This is a genomic window from Pseudomonas sp. PS1(2021), from assembly GCF_020405165.1.
Classification (GTDB): Bacteria; Pseudomonadota; Gammaproteobacteria; order Pseudomonadales; family Pseudomonadaceae; genus Pseudomonas; species Pseudomonas aeruginosa.
On sequence record NZ_CP084484.1, the window covers coordinates 872,739 to 885,847 of the forward strand.

14 protein-coding genes are annotated in these 13,109 nt (G+C 69.1%); 9 read left to right on the plus strand and 5 right to left on the minus strand.

Annotated elements, in window-relative coordinates; all coding sequences use genetic code 11:
- Position 1 precedes the first annotated feature (1 nt).
- The gene (locus tag LE197_RS04210; RefSeq protein WP_003090981.1) at positions 2 to 913 is read left to right on the plus strand and encodes a response regulator; all 912 of its coding nucleotides are present in this window, start codon (positions 2 to 4) and stop codon (positions 911 to 913) included.
- Positions 914 to 921: 8 nt separating this feature from the next.
- On the opposite strand, the gene LE197_RS04215 is transcribed toward LE197_RS04210, so the two are convergent.
- The gene (locus LE197_RS04215; protein WP_003101714.1) at positions 922 to 1,392 is read right to left on the minus strand and encodes a multidrug/biocide efflux PACE transporter; all 471 of its coding nucleotides are present in this window, start codon (positions 1,390 to 1,392) and stop codon (positions 922 to 924) included.
- Positions 1,393 to 1,483: 91 nt separating this feature from the next.
- On the opposite strand from LE197_RS04215, the gene LE197_RS04220 reads away from it, so the two are divergent.
- Entirely contained in the window at positions 1,484 to 2,374 is an 891-nt protein-coding gene (locus LE197_RS04220; protein ID WP_003090978.1) for a LysR family transcriptional regulator, read from the plus strand.
- 22 nt (positions 2,375 to 2,396) lie between these two features.
- Here LE197_RS04220 and LE197_RS04225 read toward each other — a convergent pair whose 3' ends face one another.
- Entirely contained in the window at positions 2,397 to 3,038 is a 642-nt protein-coding gene (locus LE197_RS04225) for a DUF924 family protein (RefSeq protein ID WP_003122518.1), read from the minus strand.
- 45 nt (positions 3,039 to 3,083) lie between these two features.
- Between LE197_RS04225 and LE197_RS04230 the strand changes: the two genes are divergently transcribed.
- The 7 genes from LE197_RS04230 (at position 3,084) to LE197_RS04260 (ending at position 10,520) form a co-directional block, all read left to right on the plus strand.
- A complete protein-coding gene (locus LE197_RS04230; RefSeq protein ID WP_003101696.1) occupies positions 3,084 to 3,977 on the plus strand; it encodes a LysR family transcriptional regulator in 894 nt (297 codons plus the stop codon).
- Between the two features lie 96 nt (positions 3,978 to 4,073).
- A complete protein-coding gene (gene pyrF, locus LE197_RS04235; protein WP_003090975.1) occupies positions 4,074 to 4,772 on the plus strand; it encodes an orotidine-5'-phosphate decarboxylase in 699 nt (232 codons plus the stop codon).
- A gap of 229 nt (positions 4,773 to 5,001) precedes the next feature.
- On the plus strand, positions 5,002 to 5,919 hold the full coding sequence (locus LE197_RS04240; protein WP_003090974.1) for an AAA family ATPase: 918 nt from the start codon (positions 5,002 to 5,004) through the stop codon (positions 5,917 to 5,919).
- Entirely contained in the window at positions 5,919 to 6,872 is a 954-nt protein-coding gene (locus LE197_RS04245; protein ID WP_023464894.1) for a DUF58 domain-containing protein, read from the plus strand. Before LE197_RS04240 ends, LE197_RS04245 begins: the two co-directional genes overlap by 1 nt.
- Positions 6,869 to 8,875 (plus strand): protein-glutamine gamma-glutamyltransferase TgpA, encoded by a 2,007-nt coding sequence (gene tgpA, locus LE197_RS04250; RefSeq protein ID WP_003122520.1) that lies wholly within the window; start codon positions 6,869 to 6,871, stop codon positions 8,873 to 8,875. The genes LE197_RS04245 and tgpA overlap by 4 nt, the downstream gene beginning before the upstream one ends.
- Positions 8,872 to 9,642, plus strand: coding sequence for a CHAD domain-containing protein (locus tag LE197_RS04255; RefSeq protein ID WP_003114744.1), 771 nt, complete (start codon positions 8,872 to 8,874; stop codon positions 9,640 to 9,642). Before tgpA ends, LE197_RS04255 begins: the two co-directional genes overlap by 4 nt.
- An 80-nt stretch (positions 9,643 to 9,722) precedes the next feature.
- Positions 9,723 to 10,520: an acyl-CoA thioesterase gene (locus LE197_RS04260; protein WP_003090970.1), complete on the plus strand. Its 798-nt coding sequence runs from the start codon at positions 9,723 to 9,725 to the stop codon at positions 10,518 to 10,520.
- A gap of 8 nt (positions 10,521 to 10,528) precedes the next feature.
- Here the strand turns inward: LE197_RS04260 and LE197_RS04265 are convergent, their stop codons facing one another.
- The 3 genes from LE197_RS04265 to LE197_RS04275 form a co-directional block, all read right to left on the minus strand.
- Positions 10,529 to 12,106 (minus strand): sensor domain-containing diguanylate cyclase, encoded by a 1,578-nt coding sequence (locus LE197_RS04265; protein WP_003101679.1) that lies wholly within the window; start codon positions 12,104 to 12,106, stop codon positions 10,529 to 10,531.
- 9 nt (positions 12,107 to 12,115) lie between these two features.
- Positions 12,116 to 12,604, minus strand: coding sequence for a molybdopterin-dependent oxidoreductase (locus LE197_RS04270; protein WP_023085373.1), 489 nt, complete (start codon positions 12,602 to 12,604; stop codon positions 12,116 to 12,118).
- Between the two features lie 86 nt (positions 12,605 to 12,690).
- Positions 12,691 to 13,050, minus strand: coding sequence for an Mpo1-like protein (locus LE197_RS04275; RefSeq protein WP_003110282.1), 360 nt, complete (start codon positions 13,048 to 13,050; stop codon positions 12,691 to 12,693).
- Between the last annotated feature and the right edge of the window lie 59 nt (positions 13,051 to 13,109).

Below are 13,109 nucleotides of genomic sequence, written 5' to 3' on the forward strand. Positions count from 1 at the left end.
CATGAGCCCATCTCCCGTCCGCATTCTCTTCGTCGATGACGAGGAGCGCATCCTGCGCAGCCTGGCCATGCAGTTCCGCCGCCATTACGAGGTGCTCACCGAGAGCGACCCGCGGCGCGCCCTGGAGCGCCTGAAGACGGAACGGATACAGGTGCTGGTCAGCGACCAGCGCATGCCGCAGATGAGCGGCGCCGAACTGCTGGCGCAGGCTCGCGAGCGCTATCCGGAGACCCTGCGGATTCTCCTCACCGGCTATTCCGACCTCGATGCCGCCGTCGACGCGCTCAACGACGGTGGCATCTTCCGCTACCTGACCAAGCCCTGGAATCCCCAGGAAATGGCCTTCACCCTGCGCCAGGCGGCGGAGATCGCCAGCCGCCAGGGCCTGCCGGCGCCGCCCGCGGCCACGCTGGCGGCGCCGCTGAGCGTGCTGCTGCTCGACGACGACCCGGAAACCCTGGACTGCGTCGGGGCCTTCTGCCATGCCGGCGGGCATCGCCTGCTGCGCGCGCGCAACCTGGCCGAGGCGCTGGTGTGGCTGAACACCGAACCGGTGGAGGTGCTGGTCAGCGACCTGAAGCTGGCCGGGGAGCATACCGCGCCGCTGCTGAAATCCCTGGCCCAGGCCCATCCGCGCCTGCTCAGCCTGGTGGTTACGCCGTTCCGCGACACCCAGGCCCTGCTCGAACTGATCAACCAGGCGCAGATATTCCGCTACCTGCCCAAGCCGATCCGCAGGGGATTGTTCGAGAAAGGCCTGAAGGCGGCCGCCGAGCAGGCCTTGCTGTGGCGCGGGCGAAGCCTGCCGGAGGTCGACCGGCTGGCCGAGGTGCCGCGCGACGAGCGCGAGAAGGAACGGGTCGGCAGCCTGCTCGGCATGCTCGGCCGCCTGCGCGAGCGGCTGACGGCCTGAACGCCGGCCTAGCCGGCGTCGCAACCGGCGGCCTTGGCCTGGCGGCTTTCCACCAGGCGTGCGCGGAGGACGTCGTAGCTCCAGTTGAAGGCCATGGTGTAGGGCAGGAAGAACAGGATCAGGCCCATGTCGAGGAGGAACGCCTCGACCAGTCCGATCGACAGCCACCAGGCGGCCAGCGGTACCAGCACCACGATCAGACCCAGCTCGAAAAGCATCGCATGCAGCACCCGGACCTGCAGGGTGCGCTGGAAGCCCATGCGCCGCTGGGCGCGGTCGAAGAGGCTGTTGAAGAGCATGTTCCAGAGCATCGCCACGGTGGAGAACATCAGCGTCAGCGCACCCATGTGCGCCAGGGGCTTGTTCATCACCAGCGACAGCACCGGCGCGGTGAGGAGGACGGCCAGGCCCTCGAAGGCCAGGGCGTGGAAGATCCGCTCCTTGAGAGTCTTGTCGAGGGCGGTGTGGGTGTGGGTCATGGCGAACGCTCCCGGTTCGTCGTTGAAGTCGGGCTGTATTGTCATCGGTCTTTGGGATAGGGTTAAGTTGGATACCATCGGAAAAACCGATATGCATTTGTCGCCCGAATCCCTCGAGGCCTTCGTCCAGGCCGTTTCCCTCGGCTCCTTCAGCGCCGCCGCGCGCAAGCTGGGCAAGAGCCAGTCGACCGTCAGCGAGGCCATTGCCCGGCTGGAGATCGACCTCGGCCTGGAACTCTTCGATCGCAGTGGCCGCCAGCCGCAACTGACCGAGGCCGGGCGCACCCTGCTGGGACGGGTCGAGGAGGTCCTCGGCGCATCCGACCGCCTGCGCCGGGTCGCCGCGCTGCTCGCCGGCGGCTCGGAACCACGGGTGACCCTGGCGCTATCCGACACCTACCATTCGGCGCGCTACGAGGCGCGCCTGGCCGAACTGGACGAGCGTTACCCTGAGCTGGAGTTCGAATGCCTGATCGCCGAGGACCAGGACGTGATCGCCCAGGTCAGCCGCGGCCGCGCCACCCTCGGCCTGCTCGCCGCGCAGCCGCACTACCCGCCGGAGCTGGGCGTGGCGGCGGTCGCCGAGCGTGCCGAGTTCGGCCTGTTCGCCGCCGTCGACCATCCGCTGGCGGGCCTGGAGCGGGTCAGCGAGCGTGACCTTTCCGAATGGCGTCTGCTGCGCCTGAACACCTATAGCGAGACCGGCGCGGCGATCAACGACGGCCTGCCGTCCAGCGGCGGGCGCTGCTGGTCGGCGCCCAACTACCTGTTGCTGCTGGAAATGGCCACCCACGGCTTCGGTTGGGCCGAGCTGCCGCGCTGGCTGGTCAGCGGCTACGCCAACGGACGGCTGAAGGAGTTGCCGGTGTCCGGCTGGCCGCGCAGCCAGGCGGTGGACGTGGTCTGGTCGCGGCAGCGGCCGTTGGGACCGGCGGCCAACTGGTTGCTGGACCGCTTGCTGGATCGCGACCTGCCTATCTAGGGAGGGCCGGCTGAGCCCCGGTTCAGCCGGCGAAGCCGCCGGCGGCGAGGAAGGCGAGTTCCTCGGCGCTGGACGGGCGACCGAGGATCGGATTGCGATGGGGAAAGCGCCCGAAGCGGCGGATGATCTCGCGATGCTCACGAGCGTGGGCGAGGAAGGGCTGGCCGAGTCCGTGGTTCAGCGCTACCGAGCGATCCTGGTCGGCAAGGTTCTCGGCATGGGCGAACGGCAGGTAGAAGAACAGCCGCAGCGCGTCCCCGACCTGGCGGTCGAGGCCTTGTCCCAGAGCCCGCTCCGCCCAGCGCCGCGCTTGGGCGTCGCTGGCGTACATGCGCGGGGTTCCACGGAAGGCGTTGCGCGGGTACTGGTCGAGCAGCAACAGCAGGCCGAGATGGTCCTCGGCTTCATCGGCAGCCGGGCGCAGCGCGTCGGCGCAGGCAAGCTCGTAGAGGTGGGCGAAGCGCTCGCGGAAGCGCCGGTCGAAATCGGCGTTCCTGGCGAACCAGAGGGTAGGGCCGGCATCGCGCCAGAAACCGACCACTTCCGGCAGCGGGGACGCGCTGGGAGGAAGCAAAAGCGCTGCATGGGGCATCTGCGGATCCAGGAAGTAGAGTAGGGACTCCAGGCTATTGGTCCGGGTTCTTTGGATAAACGTAGGTGGCATGGATAGACTGTCCAGCCATCCCGAATAGAGAGAAGGGGCCTGCCCATGGATCGTCTGGACAGCATGCGCGTGTTCCTGCGCGTTGCCGAAACCGGCAGCTTCACCAAGGCCGCGGACCTGCTGGACATGCCGCGGGCGACGGTCTCGGCGGCGGTCCAGCAGCTCGAAGCGCAACTCGGCAGCCGGCTGCTGCATCGCACCACCCGGCAGGTCCAGCTGACCCACGACGGCAGCGTGGTGCTGGAGCGTTGCCGCCACCTGCTGGAAGACATGGAGGAGCTGGAGAGCCTGTTCCACGACGGCAGCCGCGCCAGCGGCCGGCTCAAGGTCGACGTGCCGAGCCGGGTGGCGCGACTGCTGATCGCCCCGGCGCTGCCGGAATTCTTCCGCCAGCATCCGGACATCGAACTGGAACTGGGTTCCAGCGACCGTTCGGTGGACCTGGTGCAGGAGGGCGTCGACTGCGTCCTGCGGGTCGGCCAGTTGGGCAACAGCAGCCTGGTGGCGCGACGCCTCGGCGAGATGCAACTGATCAATTGCGCCAGTCCCGCCTACCTGGAAGAGCATGGCGAGCCACGGACGCCAGCCGACCTCGACCGGCACTGGGCGGTCAACTATGCCTCGCCCAGCAGCGGCCGGGTGTTGCCCTGGGAGTATCGCGAGGATGGGCGCACCCTGACCCGCGCGTTGCGCAGCCGGGTCACGGTGAACAACGCGGAAAGCTACATCGCCTGCTGCCTGTCCGGACTGGGCCTGATCCAGATCCCTGCCTACGACGTGCGCGAGCACCTCCAACGCGGCGAGCTGCGCGAGGTGCTGCCGCAGTGGCGGGCCGAAGCGATGCCGGCGTACGCCCTGTATCCGCACCGGCGGCATCTGTCGCGGCGGGTCAGGGCATTCGTCGACTGGCTGGAGCAACTGCTCCGCGCCCGCCTCTAGTCCACGACGTTCATCTCCCCGGCGCGTTCCGGGCTACGGCAAACGGCCGGATTCTGCGACAATGCGCGCCGTTTTCGATTCGCCGCGAGAGAGCCCATGTCCGCCTGCCAGTCCCCCATCATCGTCGCCCTGGATTTCCCCACCCGTGAGGCCGCCCTGGCGCTGGCCGATCAGCTGGACCCGAAACTGTGCCGGGTGAAGGTCGGCAAGGAACTCTTCACCAGTTGTGCCGCGGGTATAGTCGAGACCTTGCGTGGCAAGGGCTTCGAGGTGTTCCTCGACCTGAAATTCCACGACATCCCGAACACCACGGCGATGGCGGTGAAGGCCGCCGCCGAGATGGGCGTGTGGATGGTCAACGTGCACTGCTCCGGCGGCCTGCGCATGATGGCCGCCTGCCGCGAGACGCTGGAGGCCTTCAGCGGGCCCAGGCCGTTGCTCATCGGCGTGACCGTGCTGACCAGCATGGAGCGCGAGGACCTGGCGGGCATCGGCCTCGACATCGAGCCCCAGGAGCAGGTGTTGCGCCTCGCCGCCCTGGCGCAGAAGGCCGGCATGGACGGCCTGGTCTGCTCGGCCCAGGAAGCGCCGGCGCTGAAGGCCGCCCATCCGGGCCTGCAACTGGTCACGCCGGGCATCCGCCCGGCCGGCAGCGCCCAGGACGACCAGCGGCGCATCCTCACCCCGCGCCAGGCCCTGGACGCCGGCTCCGATTACCTGGTGATCGGCCGGCCGATCAGCCAGGCCGCCGACCCGGCCAAGGCGCTGGCGGCGATCGTCGCCGAACTGGGCTGAGGCGGCTTCCCCCACGCCTGCCGTCGGCGACCGTCGCGCGCCGTGTCGAGCCGGACTGGCGCAGGCATCATCCGCGCCTGTCCCTCCCCAGCGTCTAGGCTTGTAGCGGGCACTCCGGCAAGTACCGGTGGCAACGGTTTCACAGTTTCGTGAGGAAAAATTGCAAGTGCCTTGCCGGCTGGCCCCAGGCCAGTAGGATCGCTGTTTTCCCCGGAAACGCGAGGTCGGGATGCTGAACACCCTGGAAGCCTGCCTGAAGGCGGTCGATGAGATTCTCCTGGGCAAGGACCGCCAGGTGCGCCTGGCCCTGGCCTGCCTGCTGGCCCGTGGGCACCTGTTGATCGAAGACCTGCCGGGGATGGGCAAGACCACCCTCAGCCATGCCCTGGCGCGGGTGCTCGGGCTCAGTTTCCAGCGCATCCAGTTCACCTCGGACCTGCTGCCGGGCGATATCCTCGGTACCTCGGTGTTCGACAAGGACAGCGGGCAATTCGTCTTCCATCCCGGGCCGATCTTCGCCGAACTGGTGCTTGCCGACGAGATCAACCGCGCCACGCCGAAAAGCCAGAGCGCCTTGCTCGAGGCGATGGAAGAAGGCCAGGTGACCATCGAGGGCGCCACCCGGCCCTTGCCGGAACCGTTCTTCGTCATCGCCACGCAGAACCCGGCCAGCCAGGGCGGCACCTTCTCCCTGCCGGAATCGCAGCTGGATCGCTTCCTGATGCGCCTGTCGCTGGGCTACCCCGGACGCGCGGCGGAGCGCTCGCTGTTGCTCGGCGAAGCCCGGCGCGATCTGCTGCCGCGCCTGGAACCCTTGCTCGACCACGCGGCGCTGGCCGCTTTCCAGGCCGAAGTGCCGAAGGTCCGCGCCAGCGATGCGCTGGTGGACTACGTGCTGCGCCTGGTCGAAGCGACCCGCACGCAGCCGGCCTTCGCCCTCGGCCTGTCGCCGCGCGGTAGCCTGGCGTTGCTCGCCGCGGCGCGTGCCTGGGCGCTGCTGGCGGGACGCGACTATGTGATTCCGGAAGACGTCCAGGCGGTGTTGCCGGCGGTCGCCGGGCATCGCCTGCGCGACCAGGCGGACCCCACCGGGCACGGTGGCGGCGCGCTGGTGCAATGGCTGTTGCGCGAAGTCCCGGCGCTCTGATGCGCCTGCGCAACTGGCCGCGCTGGCAGCGCTGGCTGAACCGGCGGATACCGCCGGCGAGCAGCGTCGAGCTGAACCAGCGTCGCGTATTCATCCTGCCGACCCGCCAGGGCGGCGCTTTCGGCCTGGCGCTGCTGGTGATGCTGCTGGCGGCGATCAACTACCAGAACAGCCTGGCCTACGGGTTGACCTTCCTGCTGCTGTCCCTGGGCGTGGTGACCATCCTCCATACCTATCGCAACCTTGCCGGCCTGCGCCTCACCGCGTTGGGAGCGGACCCGGTGTTCGCCGGCGAGCGCGCCGGTTTCCGGGTGCGCCTGGAAAGCCCGCGGCGGGCGCGCCAGGCCATCGCCGTCGGCTGGCCGGAGCGGCCGCTGGAATACGCCGACCTGGCAGGCGACGCGGCTGCCGAGGTGCTGCTGTTCCACCCGACCGAGCGACGCGGCTGGCTGCGGCCGGGGCGCCTGCGGGTGGAGAGTCGCTTTCCCCTCGGCCTGCTGGTGGCCTGGAGCTGGGTCGACCTGCGCCAGCAGGCGCTGGTCTACCCTCGGCCGCTGGCCGGCGAGCCGTTCCTCGGGCCGGGCGCGGAGGATGCCGAGGACCAGGGGCGCGCGCTGGCGAGCGCGGGCGTCGACGACTACCAGGGACTGCGCGCCTACCAGCCTGGCGACTCGCGGCGGCGCCTGCACTGGAAGGCGTTTTCCCGTGGCCAGGGGCTGCTGGTGAAGGACTTCGCCGCGCTCGGCGGGGAAGACCTGTGGCTGGAATTCGAGCGCCTCGGCGGGGACCTCGAAAGTCGCCTGGGCCGCTTGTGCCATGCAGTCCTGGAACTCTCCGAGCGGCAGCAGCCCTATGGCCTGGCGCTGCCCGGCACGCGCCTGCAACCGGCCAGCGGCGAGGCCCAGCGCGAGGCATGTCTGCGCGCGCTGGCGCTGTTCGGAGCGGCACGATGAACGCGATTCCGCGGGTCGCGCTGGTCTGGCTGCTGGTGGCGCAGGTACTGGTGATCCTGCCGCACCTGGCCTACATGCCGCTGTGGATCGCGGCCATGTGGCTCGGTTGCGCGGCCTGGCGGGTGCAGGTCTTCCGCATGCGTGCCGGCTATCCGCGCGCCTGGGTCAAGCTGGCCCTGGCGTTGCTCGCCGGGGCCGGGGTCTGGTTGTCGCGCGGCAGCCTGGTGGGCCTGGACGCGGGGGCGGTGCTGCTGATCGCCGCGTTCATCCTCAAGCTGGTGGAAATGAAGACCCGCCGCGATGCGCTGGTACTGGTGTTCCTCGGTTTCTTCGCAGTGGTGGTGGGCTACCTGTTCGACGACGGTTTCCTCGCCGCGCTGTACAGCCTGCTGCCGGTGACCGCGTTGCTGGCGGCGCTGATCGGCTTGCAGCAGAGCGCTTTCGCCAGCCGGCCCTGGCCGACCCTGCGGCTGGCCGGCGGGCTGTTGCTGCAGGCGCTGCCGCTGATGCTCCTGCTGTTCCTGTTCTTCCCCCGCCTGGGGCCGCTGTGGTCGTTGCCGATGCCCGGCAACAAGGGGGTCACCGGACTCTCGGAGAGCATGGCGCCAGGGGATATCGCCGAGCTTGGGCGCTCCGCCGAACTGGCGTTCCGGGTCCGCTTCGAGGGCGCACCGCCGCCGCGCGAGCAGCTCTACTGGCGCGCCTTGACCATGGAGCGTTTCGACGGACGACGTTGGGCTCAGGCGCCGCAATGGCCGGGCGAGGATGCTCTGCACTGGCAGAAGCGTGGCCCCGAGCTGCGCTACGACGTGATCATGCAGCCCAGTTCGCAGCCCTGGCTGTTCGCCCTCGACGTGGCGCAGACCGACCAGACCGACACGCGCCTGATGAGCGATTTCCACCTGCAGCGGCGGCAGCCGGTCGAGCAACGTCTGTTCTACCGAGTCAGTTCCTGGCCACAGGCGCTGCGCGAGTCCAGCATCGATCCGCGCACGCGCTGGCGCAACCTGCAGTTGCCGATGCACGGCAATCCGCGCGCGCGAGCGCTGGCCGACGAGTTGCGCCAGGCCCATGCGCAACCGCAGGCGCTGGTCGCGGCCCTGTTGCAGCGCTTCAACCACGAGCCCTTCGCCTACACCCTGAAACCGCCAGCGACCGGCGCCGACGGGGTGGACGATTTCCTGTTCGACACGCGCAGCGGCTTCTGCGCGCATTACGCCGGGGCGATGGCTTTCGTCCTGCGCGCCGCGGGCATTCCTGCGCGAGTGGTGGCCGGTTACCAGGGCGGCGAGCTGAATCCGGCGGGCAACTACCTGCTGGTGCATCAGTTTGACGCCCACGCCTGGGTCGAGTATTGGCAGCCGGAGCAGGGCTGGCTGAGCGTCGACCCGACCTACCAGGTGGCGCCCGAACGGATCGAACAGGGGCTGGAGCAGGCCCTGGCCGGGGACAGCGAGTACCTCGCCGACGCGCCGCTGTCGCCGTTGCGCTACCGTGGCCTGCCCTGGCTCAACGACATGCGTCTGGCCTGGGACAGCCTGAACTACGGCTGGCAACGCTGGGTCCTGGCCTACCAGGGTGAGCAGCAGGGCGCCTTCCTGCAGCGCTGGTTCGGCGGGCTCGATCCGACCCGACTGGGCCTGTTGCTCGGTGCCGCGGCGATATTGTCGGTCGGTCTGCTCGCGCTGTTCCTGCTCAAGCCCTGGCAAGGCCGTGACGATCTGCGCAGCCGCCAACTGCGCCGCTTCGAACGCCTGCTGGAGATGCATGGCCTGCGCCGTTCCCCCGGCGAAGGGCTACGCTCCTACGGCGAGCGCGCCGCCCGCGTCCTGCCGGCGCAGGCGCCAGCCATCGCGGCCTTCGTCGGCGCGTTCGAAGCGCAACGCTATGGACACGGCGGTGCCGATGATCCAGGGTTGCGTCTGCGCGCATTGCGCCGGGCGCTGCCCTGGCGCCTGGTGCGCACGCCCACGCGGGATGGCCGGGGAGAGGAGCAGGCATGACGGGGTTCATCGATGAACTGCTGGCCGAGGTGATCGGCCAGCAGGTGGCGTTGATGTCGGCGGTCGCCCGCCTGGAGGCGCGCACGGATGGCGAGGCACTGCACGACCTGCGCATCGCCCTGCGCCGTCTGCGCAGCCTGCTGCGGCCGATCCGCGGAGTCCCCGGCGTCGAGGAGCTGGAGCATGCCGCCGCCGAGGTCGGGCGGCTCAGCGGGCCGATCCGCGACCTGGAGGTGCTGCTGCCGGCGCTCGCCGCCGAAGGGCTGCGGGATGCGCTGGCGGTGCGCCGGCCGGTGCTGGAGTCCGGCTACGTGGCGGTTCTCGCCAGCCAGCCGCTGCACCGCCTGCAGCTTTGCCTGGACGTCTGGCCGGCCCTGTTGCGTACGGCCCAGCGGCATGCCGTGCTGGATGGCCTGCACGGCCGGGTGCGCAAGCGCCTGCGCCGGCAATGGAAGACCCTGCGCGCCGAGCTGGCGGACACCACCTACGAGCACTGGCACCCGCTACGGCTGCGGATCAAGCGCGTGCGCTACGGGCTGGAGGCCTATCCGCACGATTGCAGCATTCCCGGCTCGCTGCTGGCGCCGCTCAAGGCGGCCCAGTCGGCGCTGGGCGATTGGCACGACCTCGAACAGTGGCTGTTGCGATGCCAGCGCGAGCCGGACCTGGCGCCCGTGCGCGAGGTCTGGACGGCACGCTTCGAACTGGCCCGGGAGCGTGCCGGACGGGCCCTGTCGACATTGCAGCAGGCGCTTGCCGGGCACTGAGGCCGCCGGTATTCCGATCGGCTTTTTCCCAAGGATCGCCTCGCCTAAGATGGGCCCTCGAATCCCCTCGCGAGGCACACATGAATTTTTCCGAATTGATCCAGGCGGTCCGCCGCGACCCTTCCTCGGTGGTAGTACCGGCCAGTTGGGGCCAGGGCCGCGCCACCTTCGGTGGCCTGGTGGTGGCGTTGGCCTACGAGGCCATGCTTGCGGTGGTCGAGGCGGGGCGTCCGTTGCGCTCCATTGGCGTCAGCTTCGTCGGACCGCTGGCCCCCGAGCAGCCGGCGAGCTTCAGCGCCCGGTTGTTGCGCGAGGGCAAGGCGGTGAGCCAGGTACAGGTCGAGGTCCGTCAGGGCGAGCAGGTGGTGACGCTGGTCCAGGCCAGTTTCGGCGTCGCCCGCGCGTCGGCGGTGGCGGTGGAAGCGTTGCCGGCGGCCGGGATGAAGGGCCCCGAAGAGAGCCAGGAGCTGCCCTATATCCGTAACGTGACCCCGGAGTTCACTCGCTACATCGCCATGCGCTGGGCAGTGGGCGGCCTGCCGTTCTCTTCGAACAAGTCGCGCCAGATGGGCGGCTGGATGCGTTTCCGCGACGAACCCGAGGGAGAGCCCATGGAGGTTTCCCACCTGCTGGCGCTGCTCGACTCCTGGCCGCCGGCGCTGTTGCCGCACCTGGGCACCCCGGCGATGGCCAGCTCGCTGACCTGGACCGCCGAGTTCCTCCAGCCGCTGCCGCAGCAGGGCAGCGGCGACTGGTGCCGTTACCTGGCGGAGATCGAGGAGGCGCGCGACGGCTACGGCCACGTGGCGGCGCGGATGTGGAGCGCCGACGGCCAGTTGCTGGCGATCAGCCGGCAGATGGTCACGGTGTTCGGCTGAGGCGCATGTCAGGCGGGCGCGTACTCGGTGCGGTTGCGCCCGCCGCTCTTGGCCTGGTAGAGCGCGCTGTCGGCGCGCACCAGCAGGCTTTCCAGGTCGTCCCCGGCGTCCCTGCGCAGGGCGACGCCGATGCTCACGGTCATCCGCAGCGGTTCGCCGTCGGGATTGCTCACCCGTAGCGCCTCGACGCCGGCGCGCAGCCGTTCGGCGACGTCCAGCGCCTGGTCCAGGCTGACCTCTGGAAGCAGCGCGGCGAATTCCTCGCCGCCCAGGCGACCGAGCAGGTCCACCTCGCGCAGGCCCTGGCGCAGGGTCTCGGCGACACGTTGCAGGGCGCGGTCGCCGGTCAGGTGGCCGTGGCTGTCGTTGATGTTCTTGAAGTGGTCGATGTCCAGCATCAGCGCCACGCAGGGGTGGCGGAAGCGTTCGGCGGCCTTGAGCATGAGTTCCGCCTGGTGCAGGAACGAGTGGCGGTTGTGCAGGCCGGTCAGGGTATCGGTGCTGGCCAGCAGGCGCAGTTCCTGCTCCATGGCCTTGCGCCGGCTGATGTCGTAGCACCAGATCAGGGTCGCCGGCTCGCCGTCGATTTCCAGGTGGCGCGCGCAGATCACCGCCCAGCAAGGCGTTTCCCCGCATAGCTGGGCTTCCCAGCCATCCACCTGGCCGCGCGCCTCCAGGGCGTTCTGCAGGCGGCTGTATTCGCTGGTGCTGGCGAACAGCCGGGGCAGGTTGAAGTCGTCCTGGGCCTGGCAACCCAGGCGCTTGAGCAGGCGTGGGCTGACGTAATGGATGCTGGCGCCGCAGGCGCTGAGCAGGACCACGTCGCTCGGGCTGGCCTCGAGGATGAAATGCAGCAGCGCCTTGCCTTCGCTGAGCTGGCGGGTGCGCTCGCCGACGCGTTTCTCCAGGGTGGCGTTAAGCTCGATCAGATGCCCGGCCAGTTGCTGTGCGCGTTTGAAGTCGGTGACCAGGCGCAGCACCAGCAGGGCACCGCCGGCACCGATCCCGAGCAGGGCCCAGAACAACGCGTAGAACGCCCGGTGCAGGCGCTTGCGGTCGACGTCCAACTGGTTGGTCAGGGCGATGTTGCTGGCGACGACGATCTGGTGGGTCGGTTCGAGCAAGGGCGGAACCTGCTGGACGATCTCCGCGGCCAGGCGGCGCGCGGCGACGGGATCGCCCCAGGGGGCCTGGTTCGACCAGCGATCGCTGAGCTCGATCAGGCGTTGCAGGGTGGCCTGTACCTCCGGACGCGGTTCGGCGAGATGCCTGAACAACGACTGGCGGCGCAGCGGCGCGATCAGGCTGGCGAGGACTTCGAGACGGATCGCCAGGTCGTCGGCTTGGCCTTCGCCGCTCTCGGTGTGCCGCGCGGCGTCCAGCGTGCGATCCAGTTCGGCGCGCAGCGAGTAGGTCTGCCACAGCTCGTTGTGCAGGTTCGGCTGGGCCAGTTGCTGGGCCTGGCGCACCGCCAGCCACAGCGCAGCCCCGGCGATCAGCGCCATGAGCAGCACCAGGCCGAGCAACAGCCCCATGATCTGGCGTTGCCGGCGCAGCTTTGTCGGATCGAGCAGCGGCACAGTCATGTCCGTTACTTACTCAAGAGTGATGGAGCTGACCTGCCAGACGGTACGGTTGTAGTAGACCTGGTTTCTCAACTCAGGATAGCGGGCCATCGGGTAGATGATGAAAAGCGGTCCGCGTTCGCGGATCGCCATGTAGGCGCCGTTGCGGCGATAGGCGAGGATGGGCTGGTAGCTGTCGAGGTCGCTGTACGGGATGATCGCCGAGTAGTCGTTCAGCGCCAGCACGCGCAGGCGCTTGGGCGGCGCCAGGTCCAGGTGGCGCAGCAACAGGCTGAGGCGCACGCCTTGCCAGCGGGCGTTGGCCTCGCCGGGGAGCTGGGCTTCCAGGGTCTCGCTGGGCAGGGCTTCGAGGTCGGACAGGGTCAGCCGTACGGGAGCGCCGCCGGACCGCTGCAGGGTGACGATCGGACGTCCGCCCAGCGGCACGGGTTCCGCGGCCTGGGCAAGAGGCAGCCCCAGGCAACAGAAAAAGACGATTAATTGACGCATTGACGGCATGTTGTCGGTCCACGACAGGATTCCGTCGATCATATCGGCAGCGTCGCGCTAAAACTGAAGGGCTGTGCAAAATCCCGGACGAACTGTCACTTATGCCGTTCGCGCCAGGCCCGCCACCAGGCGCCGCTGAGGACGAAACGGGGGAAGGTGACGAACTGCTCGACGAGCAGGCGACTGACAGCGTCGCGCCGATCGCTGAATGGCTCGGGTGCCTGTTTCTCCAGCGCGTGTCCCTTGGCCTGGATCGCCAGGCCGGCGCCGATGCCGATGACACCGAGCACCACCTGCAGCAGGTCCAGGCCGAACAGGCCGCCGAGCAGCAGGATCGCAGCGACGATGAACAGCGGCACGGCGATCAGGTGCAGGACCAGGTTGGTCGGGTTGCGGTGGTTGGCGGCATAGCCGCGCCATTGCCAGGCGAGCAGGTTGGGATGACGTTTGCCCATGTTCTCGGTACTCCGTGACGGCGACCCGCGGGGCGGATCCTTGCATGTCGTCGAGTCTA